The following is a 21,619-nucleotide window of genomic DNA, read 5'->3' as shown; positions in this document are numbered from 1 at the left end:
ATTTTGCATAAGCTTACCGTATCTGGGGGGGAAGTGAAATGTGGATACCTAAAACCTGAAGAATAATATTGCATGTGGATAAGTGTTGCGTTTTTAAGTTGAAAATGAGAATAATATTGAGTTTTTACTCAATTATATCCGTGATACATGAAGATGCAGGGTATATATAGCGATATAGCGTTAGCGTTAACATAACAAGAAAGGGAAGACAGCATGCCAGTTTATCAAGCACCACTGCGTGATTATCAATTTGTGTTAAATGAATTGCTTAATGTATATCAGCAAGACGAGTTAAGGGGATTTGATGAAATTGATATTGATTTAGTCAATGCCATATTACAAGGCATGGCAGAGTTTAGTACTGAAGTCATGTTGCCATTAAATTCTGCAGGGGATCTTGAAGGTTGCCGTTTAGAAGCAGGACAGGTAAAAACGGCAACCGGGTTTAAAGCGGCGTACGATCAATTTGTAGAAAATGGCTGGGGGACCTTAACCAGTGATCCTGAATATGGCGGGCAAGGGTTACCCGCAGTGGTTGGCTTGTTTATTTTAGAGATGACAGCAGCCACTAATATGTCTTTTGGCATGTATCCGGGCCTGACTCACGGCGCATATTCTGCCATTCATGCTCATGGCACTGAGGCTTTGAAGCAAAAATACCTTGAAAAAATGGTCACTGGTGAATGGACAGGTACCATGAACCTGACAGAATCCCATGCAGGAACGGATTTAGCGTTATTGCGGACAAAAGCGACTCCCTTAGAAGAAGAGACATATGCGATTTCTGGAGAGAAAATTTTTATCTCGTCAGGCGATCATGATTTGAGTGAGAATATCGTGCATTTGGTTTTGGCTAGGTTGCCAAATGCCCCGGCAGGTGTAAAGGGGATTTCTTTGTTTGCCGTGCCTAAATACCTTATTAATGATGACGGTAGTTTAGGTGAGGCAAATAATGTCAGTGCCACGGGCCTTGAGCATAAAATGGGGCTGCATGGTAATGCAACCTGTGTCATGCTTTTTGATGGTGCAGTCGGAGAGCTTGTGGGGGAAGCGAATCAAGGTTTACGAGCCATGTTTACTATGATGAATGAGGCTCGATTAGGTGTGGGCATTCAAGGGTTAGGCGTATCAGATATTGCTTATCAAAATGCCCTGATGTACGCAAAAGATAGGCTTCAGGGGCGGGCATTAAGTGGCCCTAAACACAGTGACAAAGCGGCTGATCCTATTTTGGTACATGGCGATGTTCGTCGAATGTTATTGGCGCAAAAAGCATTTAACGAAGGGACTCGAGGTTTGATGGGCCAACAGTCTTTGTGGCTGGATACGGCTTCTCGACATAGTGATCCCAATCAAGCAAAGCAAGCGGGTATGTTGGCAGCTTTGTTTACACCTGTGGTGAAGGGGTTTGTTACGGATCAAGCGTTTAAAGCATGTATTGATGCACAGCAAGTATTTGGTGGGCATGGTTATGTCCATGAATGGGGAATGGAGCAGTTTGTTAGGGATCTGCGGGTTTCAATGATCTATGAAGGCACTAATGGTGTGCAAGCGTTGGATTTAATCGGAAGAAAGTTACTGTCTGATAAGGGCGCTGTGCTTAATCTTTGGTCGAAAATGGTGAAACACTTTGTTGGCGAGCATCAAGGTAATTCGGCTATGACCCCTTATGTGATGGGATTAGTGCACGCGGCAGAAGATCTTGAAAAAGCCACAGGTTTTATTGTGAGTCAGGCTGAAAAGTCACCCGATATGATAGGGGCAGCTTCAATGCCTTATTTACAATTAATGGGGATCACAGTCCTTGCTTGGATTTGGGCTCGAACGGCATCAATTGCACTACGGGCTTTAGATGAAGAGACGCAGGAGCGTACTTTTTATCAGTCAAAGTTACAAACTGCGCAATGTTATATGGATTATTGGGCGGTACAAACGAGCAGTTTACGTTTGCAAATAGAATCGAGTAGTCACACTATGACTGAATTTGATGACGCATTGTTTTAATTTATTATCTATTTTATTTTTAAGCCACACTTTGTTGTGGCTTTTGGTTTTTTTATCTTCATAAAATCGTATTGTGATGATCTTTAATCAAGTCTAAAAAATATTTTTCCACAGATTGATGGTTATAGGCTGTTATCCTGAGTTAGGGCTGGAGCATACTTTGTTAAATCAAGTAACAAGCTAGTTTTTTGACTCATTTTTTATGTTGATTTATTCACTCGTAATATAATTTATCGTGAAAAGTGGATGCTTTTCATATCATACTGAAATCATCCATTTCAGCTCATTTGTTTAATTTTAAGGTTAGTATGCTCTCACCCTCAGGGCGGGATCACACTCTTAAAAAGAAGTGAACTTTTTGCGATAATGATAATCAGATCATCAAATTAACTCACTTTTTATCATTATGTCCTTATTCGATCATTTGTCACTTCTTGATGATCCTCGTTCTCATGTGAACCAGCGCCATAATTTAGTGGATGTGTTATTCCTTGTGTTTTCAGCCATGACCAGTGGCCAAGATGGTTGGGCTGAAATACAGCAGTTTGGTGAGCTTAAACTTAATTGGTTACGGCAATTTCGTTGCTTTAAAAACGGCATACCGCGTAGACATACCATTGCTCGAATTGTACAAGCAATCAACCCAGAGGCACTCCAATTATGTTTGATTAGCTGGATAAATGAAAAACGACAACAAGCGGATAAACCTTTGATTGCGATTGATGGAAAAGCATTAAAAATGGCTTCAAAGCTAGGTGAAAAGGCATTTCATTCGGTTGCTGCTGATGATATCAATACTGGACTTGCCCTTTATCAAGAACTGAGTTCGGGCAAAGGAAAAGAAATAGCAACAGAAATAGCAACAGCTAAATCCTTACTCAATATGTTAGACATTGATAATGCATTAATTACGCTTGATGCACTCCATGCTCAGGCCGACACATTATCCGCCATTATTTCAAGAAAAGCCGATTATTTAATCCAAGTTAAAGGCAATCAAAAACGCTTGTCTCAAGCGGTACAAGCTCAATTTACCAAAGCCTTTGGAGCCTGTGATACAGTGCCTCACTTTGCAACAACGAATAAAGGGCATGGACGAGAAGAAACCCGTATTACTTTCCAGCTGCCTTTTATTGCGAATGATGAAATAAAGAAAAAATGGCCATCAATCAATACAATCGTTGCAGTAGAGCGACATCGAAAAATCAAGAATAAAACAACCATCGATACCAAATTTTATGTTTCATCGCATCAGGTAGCGCCCGAATTTATGTCAACAGCAGTACGTGGTCACTGGCAAATAGAAAATAACTTACATTGGGTATTAGATGTTGTTTTTAAAGAGGATAGCTGTCGTATTCATGAAGCAAACAGTGTTGAATCACTGCTTATTTTGAGGCGGTTAGCATTAAACCTTGCCAAAATGGAAACAACACAAAAAAGGAGTATGAAAAATAAATTAAACCGCTCTTTACTCAGTGATGAGTATCGAGAGCCGCTTATTTTTGGTCATGTTAAAGGACAATAACAAAGTATGCTCTTGCCCTATATCCTGAGTAAAATACTGTTAGTTAGTGTGTTGGTTAGTTTAATAATTGTGGTGCATAGTAATTGTATGTAAAAATGTTTTGAGTATTTACTATTGTTAGTTATTTTCTTAACGTAGTGTTTTTTTGTGTTAAGTTAATTTCATTTAATCTTGGCTTGTTGGTTTCTGTCTGTTTGTTTTATGTTTTTGTAATACAGTGTGTTAATTGATTTTATGTGGTGAGTCTTAATAGAATTAGTTTTTTAGCGTTAGCAAGGTGGTTCGTGTTTTATTTTTCTAGTGAATAAAATGATCATCACTGGTTTAATCAATATTAATTTAAACTCTCTTTTATTCATCAATAAATGAATTTGGGAGAAGATTTAAAGGCATCAATTATGAAGTATAATCAAAAAAGATTAGTGGGGAAAATTGGGTTAGCATCCTCAATCTCAATGTTGTTATCAATGTCGGCGTTGGCTACTGAAGATCCACTTAAGCTGTATCATAATATGTCACCTCATGATGATTTACTTTATAATGCGAGTTATTATAATTTATCAAATAATACTTTTCTAGCGCGTACAAACCATTATCTGATGGAAAATACTGAAAAGGCATCAAGTATCAGTAGGGATATGCGTGCAGCATTACCGATAACCCATAACAATACAGAAACTGGCAGTGTTGTATTATCTGCACGTTTATTTTCAACAAATTATGACAGTAAGGTTGTCTTAATGCCTAATTCAGATAAGGCATCTTTCTCTGTTGAAGTGTCAGATAAAAATCTGAATGTATTGATGACTGACACTTTACCTTCATTAGAGAATCGTTTTACCTCTTCATTAGCCACAGTGAATTATAATGCAGTAAAAGCCGATTTTACTGGAAGTGGCACGGAAGAGGTTATTGCGATTGGCGATAGTGTTAAATTTAATACATCACCAGAACATTATGGTTTTAATCTTGCGCTTATTCAGGCCAAAGATACGAATGATCCGAGCCAAGGTTTGAATGTATCAACAATTTATGAACCTCTCTCAATGACGATTTTAGGCAATGACTTGGCGGTGCAATATGGGCATCCGGTTGTAGGGGATTTAACCGGTGATGGTAATCAAGAAATTGTTTATGCTTCTAGAACTCAATTTAATGTGTTTACTGTGTGTTCTGGTCAATATTCAAGTGTGAAGAACTCTGTGTGCAATAATAGTGATGGCAGCAGTAAACCTGCTTATACTGTGATATATAATTCTGATCCCTCGAAAGTGAATTTGTTGCCTTATTCAGCGGCTGATCGTACGAATTCCGCTTATGAGCTCCATATTGGCAACTATCATGGCACTGGCAATGAATTAGCGGTTGTGAGTAATGTTCAGAATACTGCGACAAAAAAGTGGATTGCGTCAATTGATGCTTATAAAGTCAGTGCTGGGAGCAGCGGACCCGTTTTTACACCTACAACACAAGCTGACATTACTGGTAATATCGCCGGAGGCTATGATGTGAGAGGGGGTTATTGTTTTGCGACTTCGGCGAAGAAAAACTTGTTTGATTCGAATGAACAATTGTGGCTTGCGTGTCAAAACTATCTAAAAAAGGGTGATAAAAATGCCGTTGGTCCGGTTCTTTCCATGTTACAAATGGGATTTAATTTAGGTGATAAAGGTGTAAGCCTTTTGTCGAGCCAGAAACCTAATAATACTGGTTATTGGCGTTTAAGGGGGCTGTCTGCTGTATATCCAAGCACCTTGCCTATGGATAGAAATCTAGAAGGTACGGACTTTATTAATGCATTGGCCATGGTGTTCAGTGATGCGACTAAGCTGACCAGTCAAGGTATTAAGTTACGTGTGATGACATTAAATCAAGATACCACTGGGGTAAACAGTACTAAGATTTTTCCATATGTCAGTCATAGGGACTTTGCTAATAATTATTCGAGCGGCTCGTTCCATCGAGATTTAGTATTTAGGCCTTATATGATGGCCGATGATCGTAATACCCCCATGAATGTGCGCCGTGCTAAAAATATGTTATTTAAGGGGGATCTTCAAGGGCAGTCTGTCAAGCTTGGTGCGCCTTTGTATTATAAAACGCCAGCTATTCAGAAGCCGTTTTTGATTGTGGGGTCGCCGCCTGCGCATATTGGTTTTATGTTACCAGCGAATAATACGAGTGATGATCCACAAATTGGCGATAGTCGAGTGGTTAATTTGAGTCTGGATAAAGATAACTATGTGACGAAGTTTGAGCAAACAACTACAGACTCGAGTGGGTATGTGACTCAAAATGTGAATACATTAACTAATTCGGTTGCTATGCAATTAACTGCAGAAGGCTCTGTTGGCAGTGGTGAAATAACGCCTAGTCCAGTTAAAGCATCATTTAAAGCAACTGTTGGTGGTAGTTATACTAACGAGAATACAGTGGATGTGTCGAATAAAAATACCTCTACATATTCAACTGATTTGGCATTAACTTCTGGTTATCAAGATAGATTAGGCATCTTGAGTCAAAGTAATGAGCATTTCATTTACCCTGTAATGGGCAGCAGAGTTTGTCCTGACGGTGATGATTGTGCAGAAAGTGAAAAAGGCCAGCAATATGTGATGTATACTAGACAATCTGATGTTTCTCGCGCTTATGTGGATGGTAGTCAAGTTTCTTGGTATCAACCTGTGCATGAAGTGAATAACGTGCTGTCTTATCCCCGTTCGTTTGAACAATTAGAGACAGATTATGGTAGTGCTATTGAACCATTATCTCAGGCAGATAATACTTTTTATACGGCTACTGGAGATAGCGAATTTAAAATGGCTTGGCTAAATGGTACTTCGTCATCAAAGAAAACCACATTGATAAATAAGGAAACATGGAATGCAGGTTTTAGTGGTTCTTATGGTACCAGTAACTCATTTACCAAGTTAACTGGAGTGGGTTACAACAATTCGTTCGATATTAAATATAACGGGGCTTATACCAGTACAGGTGTGACTAACGATACCAGTAATTATGCTGCTGGCTCCTCGGTGACTGTAGCTCTACCAAATACGTTTAGGTCCACAACAGATTACAGTTATGCTATAACGCCTGTTGTATTTAGTGATAAGTTGGATAGTAGCAGTATTGATACTAGTGATCCTTTTATGCCTGAGGCCGTGAAAGAGACTATTCAACAAAATGAAACAGGCTCACTGTCAGGTGGGTATATGAAGATTGGGTATTATACTAATTTTCAAAACATCCCGAGTAATTATATGGGATCGTGGTGGCGATCTAGAAAAGGTCTGTCGAAGATAGATATCGGTCTTAATAACCCCACTCGTTGGGATACAACTGGTAGTAATACGAGTATTCGGCTGGATGATGAAGGGACTAATTGTTTAGCAGATGATGTTTGCGCTGTACCTTACCAACCAACGGTAGCTGGGCAAGAAAATTTTTCGCCTTTTTATAATATGCGAGGGTTATTTGTGACGACCAGAGCTGGTGGTGAGACTCGTTTCGAAGCAGAAGCAGGTGAACAATTAACACTCCAAGCACGGATTTATAATTACAGTTTAACGGATATGCCAGAGGGGAGTCGTGTGCATGTACAGTTTTATCGTCAATCTGTTGCTAACTCTGGTTATTTAGTGCCTAATTCGGCAGAGCTGACAGGTGAAACATGGCTATCTGACATTCCTGGTGCTGGGTACGGTTCAACTGGTTTGGATAATTGGAAGATGGCCACGGTTGACTGGGATACTAGCGAAATCGAGGGAAGTTATTATTTTTGGGTGGTGGCGTGGGCAGAAGATGTCGATGGTGACATGATATCTGAATTACCTGGAAAAGGGCTTGCTAGCGAGGAAACGGCACCGCTTTACCGTGATATTAGTGAAGTGCAACTAGAGTACACGACGCTTGATTCTCCTGACTTGAGTGAAGTCAAAATGACGTTTACGAATAATGTGGGGATGTATCCTCAAGAGTTCACAGTGTTACCAGCTGGCAGCACGGCACAAGCTGCGACATCTAATGTCAGTGGCAACAATTTTATGACGAGTGCGATGGTTCAGGCTGCCATTCCTGGCAGTTCTGTTCCGGTTAACCCCATATCTGTGTCAATCAATTCATATACCGAAACCAGTGTTAATGTGGGCTTGAGTACTCAATATGATACTCAATCTCAGTGGATATATATTGTTGACGCTGATGAGAATATAGTGGGCATGAAAAGAGTGGGCCGTATTTTTAAACATAAAAATACTAATGTCTCTTTTGCTGTAGAGGAGTGTGGCGAGAAGACGTTAACCGTTCGAATAGGTTCACCTAATAATGATGATGCGTTAGTGAGTCAAGTCTTTTCAAACAACATACGTTGCCATTAATTTAGTTTGTTTATGTCGTTAATGCCACGTTTATGATTAGATATTAGTGTTAAAAGCCACCTAAAGCGGGTGGCTTTGTTTTTGGAAGTGTAAAAATAGATTATTTGCGGGCATAGGCACTTTTTTCTGTAACTTAAGTCCTTGTTTAACGGCTAATTGTTCGATCCATTCCAGCGCTTTAATACCACTGAGTGGATTGTTTTGTTTAAGGCGTAAATCAAATTGCCGATTACTCTTGCTGGTATACTGTCCATTTTGGTTAAAAGGACCATAAATACAGAGGTGGCCTTGTGAGGTTAAATGCTGGCCAACGCCAATAAAAAATGCTTCAACTATCGCTTTACTCATGATATGCAGTGTATTTGCAGTATAAATAGCATCAATGGTTTGCGTCAGTGGCCATGGTTCAGTGATATCTAATAATAGTGGTGGGCGTAAGTTATTGCTGGGGTTGACGGTTAGCCATTGATGAATGCCTTCATGGTAAGCTTGTCTGTCACTGGTTTGCCAAATGAGGTGAGGTAAATGTTTTGCAAAATAAACAGCATGTTGTCCTGTTCCGCTGCCAATTTCAAGCAGGTGACGGCTATTGGTTAACACCGGTAAAAGTTGAGCAAGAATAGGGGCTTTATTATTTTCACACGCTTGTGAAAAATAGGGTTGTTGCGTTTGAGGCATAAGACATTCACATGATAGAAAATAAAAAGTATGTCGTATTTTAACGTATTTAGATAGCACCTAACAGTATCATGGCTACCGATATTTTCATTGCTGTTGAATCGAATAGATTAGCGTATAATGCATTCCCCTTCACTTAATGAATGTTAATATGACAAAAACAGAGAAGAAGCTTGATAATGCCATTAGAGAAGTCTTAATGTTGGCTTGTCAAGATATTTTAGGACTGGTGGATGGTTTTGAGTGGCTAACTCATCAAGTTAATATGAAAAGTGTGGCAACTACATTAATGGTGAGCTGTATTTTTGATTCACAATTGTCGCAATCTCAAGCGGTTTTAGGCAAAATGGATAAAAAAATGCTCCAAATTATTGGAGCACAATTGGCATACATTGGGATCCATGTGAAAAACAGACAATACATTCGTTTTGATAATGAAGAGCGATGTCTCGCTGAGCATAGTGGCAATTGGGCACTACGATTGGCGGATTAACTGTTGGGTTATTCACTTTGTTAAAACTTAGTAATACATTTTGCAATAAATAGTCTGTTATTCCTGTCTTATACTTTAATGTTGAATAGGTTTACACTGTGGTGGGTTAGAAGCATATGGATAGCTATTTATTGGTTGGCGGTATTGTGAGTTTATTACTGAGTATTAAACATTTGACTCGCGATCGAAAGAAAGTGCTTATGCCCTGTTTAGTCAGTGACATCAGCATTGAAACAAAAACGCATTTGAGTAGTTTTTTTTATTTTGTTGCTGTTTTTTATGTACTGGCCACATTAGTGTTGTTTACGTGTAGCTTGAGTCTGATTTCACAAATGTATGCCTATGGTTTGCTATTATTCATTGCGCTTGATTATGCCTTGTTCGCTATTTGGCAACTTTATGGAAAAATCATGAGCAGTGAAAAACAGTCCTTTTTGTTTTATTGCCATTGGTTAGGCTATTTTGTGGTGACCGCCTGTATTATTCTTTGGGCCTTAGGTTAACTGTATTTTTGATTTCCAGAAACTGAATGAGTTATTTGTCTCATAAGATAAGGAATAAAGGCGACTATTGACTCATGGTATCTTTTTAGTCGCCTTCAGAGAAAATAAGAGAGCTGTTGTTGATTGATAGTGGCAATGTCTTATTTCAATACGCTAACTTTGCCACTTAAATCAAGTTTGAAAGCTTGAGCTGCTCGCTTATACTGTAATGCCGTAGCCTAATTAAAAGCTGGCTGTTAAGTTCAATCCACTGTATGAGCTATAACCTCGGATCATAATGTAATAAGTGGTTGCACTATTGACATTAAAGGTACAACTTTCATTGTTACCTGATAAATAAGGACGGCAATCATAATTGGAGCGTGTTGGATTACTGCCTGCTCTCACATAAAGATCCGCATCCCCTGAACCACCTGATATTTCTACTGTTAGTTGACTATTGGCCGCGACGTCGATTTGGTAGTAGCTGGTTGATAGCCACGAACCACTCAAATTGGTTTCTTCTATACAGTCTGTTTCACAGCTTGGTGGCGGTGGTGGAGGTGTGCTACCGGAAAGAGAGTAAACTAATTCATTTGGTGAGCTAGAAATAGCATCCGAAATTTTATTTTTACTCGAACGACTGCTTAACAAATTGCTCATCGCAGAGGTGGATAGACTGGGATCCTCATCAAGGTATAAAGCTGCGACACCCGCGACATGAGGGGCGGCCATGGACGTACCACTGATGGTATTGGTAGCTGAATTCGATGAGTACCATGCTGATTTGATACTTGAACCAGGTGCATAAATATCTAAGCAGGATCCATAGTTAGAAAAGCTTGAACGGGCATCACTACTGGTGGTTGAGCCAACCGTAATCGCATCTGCTGCACGTGCAGGAGAATAGTTACAGGCATCGTTATCGTCATTACCTGCTGCGACTACAAAACTAATACCAGCGGCAACGGCAGCATTAACAGCATCATCTAATGTTTGTGATGCACCGCCGCCTAAACTCATGTTGGCAACAGACGGACCTGAGGCATTATTTTTAACCCAATTAATGCCAGAGACGACACCAGAGGTTGTTCCTGAGCCGCTACAACTAAGTACTCTGACCCCGACAAGATTGACATTTTTGGCAACCCCATAAGTGGCACCACCAATTGTTCCTGCGACATGTGTTCCATGACCATTACAGTCGGTTGCATCATTATCATTGTCGACAAAATCATAGCCGCTAGATGCACGGTTTCCAAATTCGTTATGGGTATTGAGTACACCAGTATCAACAATATAGGCGGTGACACCTGTGCCATCATAATCATAGTGGTAACTATTACTGAGACCTAAATCTCGTTGGTCAACTCTATCAATACCCCATGTTGGATTGGATTGATCGCCTAAGGTATCGTAGAGAGGATCAATACTGAGGATTTGATCTTGTTCTATGTATTTTATATCGGTATTTTTTTGCAGGTCGGCAATTTGTGTTGCATTGGCTTTGACCAAGACACCATTGACAGTGTTACCAAAGTTTTTTATTACTTCGACATCATAATTATTTTCTAGGGCTCTTGATTGTTGAGCAACAAAAGATTCGATCGATAGCTCATTATTGAGATCCAATACACTGGGGGTATTAAAGACAATAATATAATTGTCTTGTACAGCCTTTTGTTGGTCGACTTTTATTATTTGAGCTTGATATTCGTTAGCATTAACCGAAGAACAGGAAAAAGCAGCTGCAATAGCAAGTGCGAGTAAATGTTTTTTTTGCATTGATGACTCCGTATTAGGTTTGATTTTATAACGGCGTAATCAACATAGAACATTTTTATACTTGTCTTCAATATCAATGCTCTTAAAAATATATGAATGTTAAGGTTTAATAAAAACTTAATAAAATAGTTAAATAATAATAGATTGCGTGTGTTTTAATGGACACTTTAAAATATCAACTAACAAATTGTTATTTCATATTCCAAAAATAAATCTTTTAAAGCAACTGACTGTATTCAATTAGTTATTGCTAATGTTTTATTTTTTATAAATTAAAAAATGGCAGTTTTTTAGCAAGACAAGAGTATTTTTAAATTTAATTGATGAATGGTATTTGTATACTAGCCATTAAATACTATTTAATCATGTACTGTATAAATATCTTGATTAATATTTGATTATTCTATAAGGAAGTAGGTGAGATCATCATCTATTTATTATGTCGTTAAATATAAAAAATTAATGTTTTTTTTATTAGAAATGTGAGCTAATACACAAATGTTAACCTTTTATGCTTCCATTTAGGCTTTGTGTTAGTGGCTTTATTATAAAACCTTAGTGGTGTAGGGCTTGATAGTGAACATTGACAAGATTCAAGTGAAATAAGACTGTCATTATTGCCAGTTATATTCATTATTACTTCTATTGATTTGGAAGTTATTAATAAAAATAAAGACATTTAAGGGAATAATATGTTCATGAAAGAAAACTGCTTAATATTACTGTTAGGCTGTATATCAAATGTAGTTTCTGCAACAGATAATTTAATTATATCCGAATATGTAGAAGGCAGTGGAAACAATAAAGCGATAGAGCTTTATAACAGCAGTGATGCCTCTGTTAATTTAGAAGGGTATCAAATACACATCTATTTTAATGGCAATATTGATCCTACCTCCAATATTGTTCTACAAGGTTCCATCGAAGCGGGCCAAGTGTTTGTGTTAAGTGATAATGATGCCAGCGAGGCTATCATATCAGTTGCTGATATGACATCTTCAATGAGCTTTTTTAATGGTGATGATACAATAATATTAAGTTATCAAGGTGAGATTGTCGACAGTTTGGGGCGGGTGGGTCAGGATCCGGGCTCAGAATGGGGATCCGGAAACCTTTCTACTAAAGATAATACGCTAAGGCGAAATACGACTCAACCTATTGCAGATGTCATCGTTGATGATGAAGTATTATTGACGAATTGGTTGGGATTTGAGAAAGATGACATTACAGATTTAGGCCTGTTTAATGAAGGAGGCCCCTCAGAGCCTGAGCCTTCAGAACCACTGGTTTGTTCTGATCCGGCTGTAGCAATTAGTGATATTCAAGGAGAAGGCTTTACCAGTGAATACCAAGGAGAACAAGTCACTGTCGAAGCCATAGTGGTGAGTAATGTTGAAATCGGTTTTGATGGTTTCTTTGTTCAATCGTCTGATTTAGAGAGTGATGATAACCCCCGAACATCGGAGGGGATGTTTGTTTATAGTGGCAATAGCCCACTTGGTTTTCAGCCTGGCGATCGGGTTAGGCTTCAAGGTGTTGTTGATGAATTTGAAACATTAACCCAGTTAACTGCTATTAGCCAAAGTGTGTTGTGCGATATAAATCAAGCGCTCCCCAGCAGTACTTTTGTGAGCTTACCTCGTGAGAATGATGGTGATTTTGAATCTCTTGAAGGTATGAGAGTGCATTTTTCACAAAACCTTACCGTAAATGAAGTGTATAACCTGGGACGTTTTGGTGAAATATTATTAGGCAGTGAACGGCATTTTATTGGTACTCAAGTTGCTACACCTGGTGAAGCTGCGTTGGCTGTTACGATGCAAAATATGTTGGACTCCATTATTTTAGATGATGGTTTAACGTCACAAAACCCCGATGTCATTCGTTATCCGGCCCCTCAGTTAAGTGCAAATAATACCGTTAGAGTAGGTGATGAAGTGACATCTTTAACAGCCATAATGCATTATGGATTTGGTGATTATCGATTATTACCTATTGAGAGTGTTAATTTTATTTCAACGAATGAACGGATTGTGTTACCCAGTGTTCCAGATTCAAAAGATGTACTGTTAGCAAGCTTTAATGTGCTAAACCTCTTTAATGGTGACGGGAACGGAGAGGGCTTTCCCACTGCTCGTGGTGCGAACAGTCTGGCTGAGTTTGAACGACAACAAGTAAAAATAGTTACTGCAATGTTAGCCATTAATGCTGACGTGTTTGGTTTGATGGAAATTGAAAATGATGGGTTTGAGAGTGATTCAGCTATTGTGGGTTTAGTTAATGCGTTAAATGCTCAAATAGGCCGTGAGCGTTATGCCTTTATTAAGCCTGCTTTAGAACATCTAGGGGATGATGAGATTGCTGTAGGGCTAATATATCGTGTCGATAAAGTGTTACCGACAGGTGGGGCTTTGATGTTATCTAGCGATAATTCTCCATTGGATGAAACAGGTGTTCCTTTATTTAATGATGAAAAAAATCGCCCAATGTTGACGCAGTTATTTAGTGTGCTAGTAGATGAAAATGGCCCGTTAGAAGATAAATATTGGAGTGAAAATAGGGCGAGTATTTCGGCTGAAGATGCACCGACTCAATTTGTCGTGGCTGTGAATCATTTCAAATCTAAGGGGAGCAGTTGCAGCAGTATTGGCGATCCTGATCTCAATGATGGGCAAGGGAATTGTAATCTGACTCGAACGCGAGCAGCAATGGCTGCAGCTCAGTGGTTAAATACGACCTATGAGGAGCACAAAATTGTGCTAATGGGGGATTTAAATGCCTATGCACAAGAAGATCCGATCACCACATTAAAGTTATCTGGATTTCATGAATTATTTGACCATTTTGATAAAGTGGACCCTTACACTTATGTTTATTCAGGAGAATCTGGTCAGCTAGATTATATCTTTGTTAACAGTGGCATGATTGATGATGTTGCTGACGTGACCCACTGGCAGATTAACACTGATGAGCCAAGGGTATTAGATTATAACCTTGAATTTAAATCGGAGACGCAACAAGAGGATTTATATAGTGAGGGTCCTTATCGCTCATCAGATCATGATCCTGTGCTGGTTTCACTCCAGTTTACTCCCCCTAATATAGCGCCTGTTGCCAGCTTTGTGTTTTCTCAAAGTGCAGCTTGGATGAATGCACAGAGTACATCACATGATCTAGATGGTGAAATTATTAGCCATTTATGGGATTTTGGTGATGGGCAAGCGGCGAGTGGTATAGATGTGGCACATGAATATGCCCAAGATGGTGAGTATACAATCACATTAACCGTGACGGATGATGGCGGCTTAACACATTCAAAATCACAGGTTATTCAAGTGGTCTTGGAACCAGAAGAGAAAGCACCAACCGCTATTATCCATTATCAGGCTTGGTGGTTTATTCATTTATTCAGTTCTATGAGTGTAGATGAAGACGGTGTGATTGAAAGTCAAACGTGGCGTTTTGATGATGGGTATTTTTCCACACGCCCTTGGGTGGTACGTTTTGGTCGAGGAGCGGAGCATGTTGAACTAGTTGTTGTAGACAATGATGGGTTACAAGATAGCACTGAGCTTGATTATTAATCTTGATGTTGTGTGCTTTTAATCTCCATTTGTGTTGCCATTATTAAGGCTTTGCCTTCTTGATGGTGATGGCATGATCTAGTGTAGCGAAATGTGCTGCGCTAGGTGCCTTTCTTTATCTGTAGAGTGTGCTTACGGGCTTTAAAACATGCATTTTGACGTATCAAGGGAATAAAATAGCTTTCTTCAAATCGTTTGAGGCGTTAATGTGTGCATTTTTTTAAATAACCTGAACTCGGGTTAAGCTACGCTGTTAAATATCGCTATTTTGTCCCCTATCTGTGTTGCACTTTCTACTAATAGCGTCTCTATTAGAGACGAAATCACACCTGATATCGACAAAAATATCGCGATGTAGAAAAAGTGAAATGCAAAAAATAATATTTTTGTTTAAAGTTTTGATTTATATCTGTAATTTAATTTAAATATAGTGCTCATTATTCCGATTTTAGTTTAAATATTCTATATTCAATTCAGACTTTTATCTTGAAGTGTCAAAATGAATACTGAATGAGTATGGCTGTTTGTAAAACATCCTATGCTTTATAGGGGGGATTTTTTGATCAAAGCGGGAAGCAAAATGTGGCTATCGAATTAAGAACTGATATGACTGAATGAAGTGGATTGTTTGGCCCTTCACAGCGGATAATTTACTTGTTAAGTGAGTGGTATTTAGTGAATAAATGAATTATACCTTTTATGACTAGTTGTAAAATAAGTATTTATTTTTCTTTTGTTAATGTTTCTTTTTAGTACTCATATTCAAGATGAGTGGCATACGATTTGAAAAGAATGATGATATCAAAGTATGAAACTTAGGAAACTTAGGATGACAAAGACTAATCAGTTATTATTGAGATGGCTTATTGTAATGAGTGGAGGAATGCATCTGTTTGATGTTATTGCTGTCATTGATGAGCGGGATGGCAAACCTATCATAGATAATAAGGTCGCTATTCTCAATGGAGGATGCGAAATGCCAATATCGTTAGATAAATTGAAATTAGTGTTTGTGACTGATCCTAATTATGCCCCTTTTAACCCTTATAGTAATTCACTTATTGAAATGGGCTTTTCAAGAAAGAGTTATGTTTTTTCTGAATTACAAACTGAGAAGCGATTTATAGGGGCATATAAATTTAAAAAAGTGGCCAAAAATGTGGGTTATCTTGAAGGGAAAGATGTTATTGGTACGCATATTTTACGTTATACCCTAACGCTAGTGTGTAAAAATGCATTTGAGGGACGTTATATTTTTAGTCAAGAAAGAGAAGGTGAATTATCTGATATTAATCAAAATATGGGGGTTTATTATATTCTTCCTAATGTTTTATTGTAATCATCATTTTGTTCTTAATGTCATGCCCCATAACGATATTGAGGGGGGTATATTCAATCAAACCTTACATTGATTAATGAAATGTTTTATTTGTGTGTTATTTTTTTTGTTGGTTATTTTTATTGTTTTTTAGTTGCAATTATTTTATTTAAGTATTTAAAATTAAAACAAACAGGGTGAATACTTTTTTCTTTATTGGTGTTAATACGCGAGTAACCCATAAAAAAAATAATGTTGATATATTTATTTTGATTGTTTTCAGTGTTTGCCCTATATTACCCCGTGGGAAAAACAAGGCTATAAAGTTATGCTTCTTATGTGAAGTCTGAGCTCATTTATGTCAGTCTTTTTATGGGGTTTTATTTATAGCTTTAATTTAAAACTCTTTTTAAAACAACATCTAAAGGTTTTCTTTTGATGTTTTCTTTGTATTTTAATGAGGGTTTTATTTACTCGTGTAAATATTTTGTGTTTGCTGTTATTAATTAAAGGGTAAGGAAAGCGAAATAAATAACATTAAAAGTAAAAATAGATAAATAATATGACACAGTCAACAGTGTGTAACTGAAAAGTTATTTTCAGTTCGTATTTATTGAAGTGTGCGTACTCTTAAAACTTTCTAATCGAGTTGTAAAATGAATATATGTAAAAAATATATTTTTTGGTTAATCATACCATTAACTATGCTATTAAGTGGTTGTAATATGGGGACTCTTGATCCAAAGGGTCAGGTGGCTGCCGATGAAAAATCACTGATTATTACCGCAACATTACTCATGCTAATTGTTGTTATTCCTGTTCTTGTTATGACCTTTGTTTTTGCTTGGAAATATCGAGAAAGTAATACAAAATCAACCTACTTACCTAATTGGTGTCATTCCAATAAGATTGAATTTTGGGTATGGGGGATCCCTTGTGTCATTATTTTGATATTAGCGGTGATTACATGGCGTACAACTCATGAATTAGATCCGTATAGACCGCTTGATAGCGATGTAAAGCCAATCACTATTGAGGTGGTTGCATTAGACTGGAAATGGTTATTCATATACCCAGAACAGAAGATTGCAACGATCAATCACATTGAGTTTCCTAAAGATGTGCCAGTGAACTTCAAGATCACCTCAGACGCTCCGATGAATTCTTTCTTTATTCCAAGGCTCGGAGGGCAAATTTATGCCATGGCAGGTATGACAACCTTGTTGCACCTTATTGCCAATGAGGAGGGGACTTATCGTGGTATGTCAGCCAATATCAGTGGTGAAGGCTTCTCAGATATGACATTCACTGCCACCGCAACATCAGAGAAAGGCTTTGATGATTGGGTGAATAAAGTGAAAGCATCTGACTCGTATTTAGATAAAGCAAAATATAACACTCTATTAAACAAGAGTATTGCTGATCCTATTCAATATTTTTCAAATGTTGAACCCAATTTGTTTGGTCAAATTGTGCATAAGTACATGATGCCAGGCATGCAAGACGACGATCATAAGTTTATTTTAAGGCAGGAATAACATGTTTGGTAAATTAACCTGGGACTCTATCCCTTGGGATATTCCGTTACCTATGGCTGCAGTAGCGATGATGATTACTATTGTAGTCCTGCTAGCGGTATTGGTAACAAAAGCGGGCAAATGGGGCTATCTCTGGCATGAATGGATAACATCTGTCGATCATAAGAAAATCGGGATCATGTACATGCTGGTGGCATTTGTCATGATGCTGCGTGGTTTCTCTGATGCGATCATGATGCGTCTACAGTTGGCGATTGCCTCTGGTAACGAAGGGTACCTTCCCCCCGAACATTATGATCAAATTTTTACCGCTCATGGCGTGATCATGATTTTCTTTGTGGCGATGCCCCTTGTGATCGGACTTATCAATATTGTTGTTCCTCAACAAATTGGTGCACGTGATGTGGCGTTTCCTTTTCTAAACTCCCTGAGTTTCTGGCTGTTTTTTGTCGGTATGGCATTGGTCAATATCTCATTAGGAGTGGGAGAGTTTGCCAAAACAGGTTGGTTGGCTTATCCGCCTTTATCTGAATTAGGCACCAGTCCTGGTGTGGGGGTTGATTACTATATTTGGAGCTTACAAATAGCAGGTGTGGGCACCTTGATGACAGGGATAAACTTCTTTGTCACTATCATGAAAATGCGCTGTCCAGGTATGACCTTAATGCGTATGCCTATTTTCACTTGGACTGCGTTATTCACTAATATTTTGATTATTGCTGCTTTCCCAGTATTAACAGTGACATTAGCCCTATTAGCACTGGATCGTTACATTGGTACACATTTCTTTACTGCCACTGCTGGCGGTGACCAAATGATGTACGTTAACTTGATTTGGATTTGGGGTCACCCAGAAGTTTATATTCTCATTCTGCCTGCTTTTGGTGTGTTTTCTGAAGTGGTCAGTACCTTTGCTCGCAAAAAACTCTTTGGCTACACCTCTATGGTGTATGCATCTGCTGTTATTGCCGTGCTGGCGTTCAGTGTTTGGTTACATCACTTCTTTACCATGGGCTCGGGGGCTAACGTTAATGCCTTCTTTGGTATTGCCACTATGATTATTTCCATTCCAACTGGGGTGAAAATATTTAACTGGCTATTTACCATTTATCGTGGCCGTTTGAAAATTAATCTACCCATTATGTGGACCTTGGCATTTTTATCGACCTTCACCATTGGTGGTATGACAGGCGTATTATTGGCGGTTCCGGGGGCAGACTTCTTACTGCATAATAGTTTGTTCCTCATTGCTCACTTCCATAATGTGATCATTGGTGGTGTGGTGTTTGGTATGTTTGCGGGTTACAGCTATTGGTTCCCGAAAGCGGTTGGTTTTACTTTGGATGAGAAGTGGGGTAAACGTGCGTTCTGGTTGTGGGTTTCAGGTTTCTATTTAGCCTTCATTCCATTATACGCATTGGGCTTCATGGGGATGACACGTCGTTTAAGTCATTATGATCCAACGACCGGATGGCAACCACTGTTATTAGTGGCATTATCAGGTGCTGTATTGATCATGTTCGGTATTGGATGTCAATTAGTTCAACTGTATGTGAGTATCCGTGACCGTCATTTAAATCAAGATGTGACAGGCGATCCATGGGATGGTCGTACACTTGAGTGGGCAACCAGTTCTCCTCCAGCCAATTATAACTTCCCATTCACTCCAGTGGTTGAAGATCGTGATTGCTTCTGGGATGAAAAAGAGAAAAACAATGGTAAGCGTGTAAAAGAAACCCGTGAATATGTTGATATTCATATGCCACGTAATACTGGAGCTGGCGTGATCATTTCCGCTTTCTCGTTAGTATTTGGTTTTGCAATGATTTGGCATATTTGGTGGTTAGCCGGATTAGGTCTATTTGGGATGTTTGTGAGCTTAATTCAACGCTGTTTTGAAACCGATGTGGATTACTACATACCAGCGGCTGAAGTGGAAGCGACGGAAAAATTGAGGGTACATAATGTCTAGTGTAGCAGTGGACACACAACAGCATCAAAGTGATCATGGCCATGATCACGAGCATGATGAGAGTTCAACCACCATTTTTGGTTTTTGGATTTATATCATGAGTGACTGCATTTTGTTTGCAACCTTGTTTGCAACTTATGCAGTACTGAGCAGTAACACCTTTGGTGGACCTGCTGGCCATGAAATATTCAGTATGCCTTTTGTGTTAGTTGAAACCTTTTTACTGTTAACCAGTAGCTTTACTTATGGTTTAGCGATGCTGGCAATGCATAAAGATAAGTCTAAGCAAGTGGTGGGTTGGCTAGTTGTGACCTTCTTATTAGGCTTGGGCTTCATTTGTATGGAGCTGTATGAGTTCCACGAATTGATCACTGATGGTCATGGTTGGCAAACCAGTGGTTTCTTATCTGCATTTTTTGGTTTGGTAGCAACCCATGGTTTACATGTCACATTAGGTCTTATTTGGATGATTGTGATGATGTATAGCGTATTACGTCATGGGTTAACGAAACAAGTGAAGACACGTTTAACCTGTTTAAGTTTGTTTTGGCATTTCCTCGATATTATTTGGATTTGTGTATTCACTGTTGTTTATCTGATGGGGGCTATCACATGAGTCAGTCAAATGTTACCAGTAGCGGCGCCGATCATGGCACCTTAAAATCGTATATAGTCGGTTTTTTACTGTCGATTTTATTGACAATTGTTCCTTATTGTTTAGTGGTTGAGCAAAGCTTACCAACCGTGACACTGATCTTACTTGTGGTCGCGTTTGGTTTTGTCCAGCTACTCGTGCAACTGATTTTCTTTTTGCACTTAAACACTAAATCTGAGAAAGGCTGGAATTTCCAATCGTTTGTGTTTACCGCGTTGATTGTTGTCATTCTACTTGCAGGCTCATTATGGATCATGTACAACCTCAGAATAAACATGATGTAGTCAGATTAAGCTCGCTTATTTCAGTGACAAAGCCTGGGATTATCCTAGGCAATCTTATCACTGTGATAGGCTGCTTTTTTCTCGCGTCAAAAGGAGAGTGGCATGCTGCTCTTCTGTTTAAAGTCATCATTGGGATCAGCTTAGTCATTGCCTCTGGTTGTGTCTTTAATAACTACATAGACAAAGATATTGATAGGCTGATGGAACGAACCCAAACCCGTGTTATGGTACGCGGATTGCTGCCGGATTGGTTTGCACTGAGTTACGGTGTGCTACTTGGCGGCTTGGGGTTTGCTTTTTTAGCGAGTATTAACCTGTTAACACTCGTGATGGGCGCCATTGGCTTTGTTTTTTATGTGGGAGTGTATAGCTTGTGGGCTAAGCGCCATACTGAATACGGCACCGTGATTGGTGCTGTATCCGGTGCAATGCCGATGGCTGTGGGATACTGCGCGGTGAGTAACCATGTGGATGCTGGCGTGTTAACCTTGATTTTAATTAGCATTTTGTGGCAAATTCCACATTCTTATGCCATTGGTGTATTTCGCTCTAAGGATTATCGCAGTGCGAGTATTCCCATTTTATCAGTAACAAGAGCGATATCAACAGTTAAAGTACATAGTTTAGTTTATGTGATTGCTTTTGCTGTGGCGTGTGTTGCACTGTACGCATTAGGCTATGCTGGCAATATTTATTTAACGTCGATGCTGTTACTGAGTGCTTGGTGGGTCAAGTTGGCTTGGCAAGGTTTTGCTGCTGAAGATGATAAAAAGTGGGCCAAGAAGATGTTTTTCTTTTCCATTATTATTATCAGTATTTTCAGTTTGCTCATTGGCTTAGGTTTGTAAGTTTTCTAGCAATATCCTTAAAAAAGGAATGATGTCTTAGACATCATTCCTTTTTTGTTATTGGTGCTTCG

General features: G+C 38.8%; 14 protein-coding genes. 12 read left to right on the top strand and 2 right to left on the bottom strand.

The window, feature by feature from the left end; translation table 11 throughout:
- The first annotated feature begins 213 nt into the window (after positions 1-213).
- The 3 genes from Q0976_RS04905 (at position 214) to Q0976_RS04895 (ending at position 7,911) form a co-directional block, all read left to right on the top strand.
- Positions 214-2,004: an acyl-CoA dehydrogenase C-terminal domain-containing protein gene (locus tag Q0976_RS04905; RefSeq protein WP_299491617.1), complete on the top strand. Its 1,791-nt coding sequence runs from the start codon at positions 214-216 to the stop codon at positions 2,002-2,004.
- Between the two features lie 406 nt (positions 2,005-2,410).
- Positions 2,411-3,532 (top strand): ISAs1 family transposase, encoded by a 1,122-nt coding sequence (locus Q0976_RS04900; RefSeq protein WP_299491615.1) that lies wholly within the window; start codon positions 2,411-2,413, stop codon positions 3,530-3,532.
- 398 nt (positions 3,533-3,930) lie between these two features.
- Positions 3,931-7,911, top strand: coding sequence for a hypothetical protein (locus tag Q0976_RS04895; RefSeq protein WP_299491613.1), 3,981 nt, complete (start codon positions 3,931-3,933; stop codon positions 7,909-7,911).
- 60 nt (positions 7,912-7,971) lie between these two features.
- Here the strand turns inward: Q0976_RS04895 and Q0976_RS04890 are convergent, their stop codons facing one another.
- Positions 7,972-8,589: a DUF938 domain-containing protein gene (locus Q0976_RS04890; protein ID WP_299491611.1), complete on the bottom strand. Its 618-nt coding sequence runs from the start codon at positions 8,587-8,589 to the stop codon at positions 7,972-7,974.
- Between the two features lie 151 nt (positions 8,590-8,740).
- On the opposite strand from Q0976_RS04890, the gene Q0976_RS04885 reads away from it, so the two are divergent.
- Both Q0976_RS04885 and Q0976_RS04880 read left to right on the top strand, forming a co-directional pair.
- Entirely contained in the window at positions 8,741-9,082 is a 342-nt protein-coding gene (locus Q0976_RS04885; RefSeq protein WP_299491609.1) for a Fis family transcriptional regulator, read from the top strand.
- A gap of 116 nt (positions 9,083-9,198) precedes the next feature.
- Positions 9,199-9,585, top strand: coding sequence for a hypothetical protein (locus Q0976_RS04880; RefSeq protein ID WP_299491607.1), 387 nt, complete (start codon positions 9,199-9,201; stop codon positions 9,583-9,585).
- 222 nt (positions 9,586-9,807) lie between these two features.
- On the opposite strand, the gene Q0976_RS04875 is transcribed toward Q0976_RS04880, so the two are convergent.
- Positions 9,808-11,349, bottom strand: a complete 1,542-nt coding sequence (locus Q0976_RS04875) for a S8 family serine peptidase (RefSeq protein ID WP_299491605.1) — start codon at positions 11,347-11,349, stop codon at positions 9,808-9,810.
- A 692-nt stretch (positions 11,350-12,041) separates the two neighbouring features.
- On the opposite strand from Q0976_RS04875, the gene Q0976_RS04870 reads away from it, so the two are divergent.
- The 7 genes from Q0976_RS04870 (at position 12,042) to cyoE (ending at position 21,548) form a co-directional block, all read left to right on the top strand.
- Complete coding sequence (locus Q0976_RS04870; protein ID WP_299491603.1) at positions 12,042-14,933, top strand: ExeM/NucH family extracellular endonuclease; 2,892 nt, start codon at positions 12,042-12,044, stop codon at positions 14,931-14,933.
- 829 nt (positions 14,934-15,762) lie between these two features.
- Positions 15,763-16,272, top strand: coding sequence for a hypothetical protein (locus Q0976_RS04865; RefSeq protein WP_299491602.1), 510 nt, complete (start codon positions 15,763-15,765; stop codon positions 16,270-16,272).
- A gap of 635 nt (positions 16,273-16,907) precedes the next feature.
- Complete coding sequence (gene cyoA / locus Q0976_RS04860; RefSeq protein ID WP_366525067.1) at positions 16,908-17,789, top strand: ubiquinol oxidase subunit II; 882 nt, start codon at positions 16,908-16,910, stop codon at positions 17,787-17,789.
- 1 nt (position 17,790) lies between these two features.
- Positions 17,791-19,761 (top strand): cytochrome o ubiquinol oxidase subunit I, encoded by a 1,971-nt coding sequence (cyoB, locus tag Q0976_RS04855; protein WP_299491599.1) that lies wholly within the window; start codon positions 17,791-17,793, stop codon positions 19,759-19,761.
- Entirely contained in the window at positions 19,754-20,377 is a 624-nt protein-coding gene (gene cyoC / locus Q0976_RS04850; protein WP_299491597.1) for a cytochrome o ubiquinol oxidase subunit III, read from the top strand. The genes cyoB and cyoC overlap by 8 nt, the downstream gene beginning before the upstream one ends.
- On the top strand, positions 20,374-20,700 hold the full coding sequence (gene cyoD / locus Q0976_RS04845; RefSeq protein ID WP_299491595.1) for a cytochrome o ubiquinol oxidase subunit IV: 327 nt from the start codon (positions 20,374-20,376) through the stop codon (positions 20,698-20,700). Before cyoC ends, cyoD begins: the two co-directional genes overlap by 4 nt.
- Entirely contained in the window at positions 20,664-21,548 is an 885-nt protein-coding gene (gene cyoE, locus Q0976_RS04840; RefSeq protein ID WP_299491593.1) for a heme o synthase, read from the top strand. The genes cyoD and cyoE overlap by 37 nt, the downstream gene beginning before the upstream one ends.
- The last annotated feature ends 71 nt before the right edge of the window (positions 21,549-21,619 follow it).

The organism is uncultured Shewanella sp., assembly GCF_947501665.1.
Classification (GTDB): Bacteria; Pseudomonadota; Gammaproteobacteria; order Enterobacterales; family Shewanellaceae; genus Shewanella.
The sequence above is the reverse complement of the archived record's forward strand: the minus strand, read 5'-3'. Positions and strand labels throughout refer to the sequence as shown.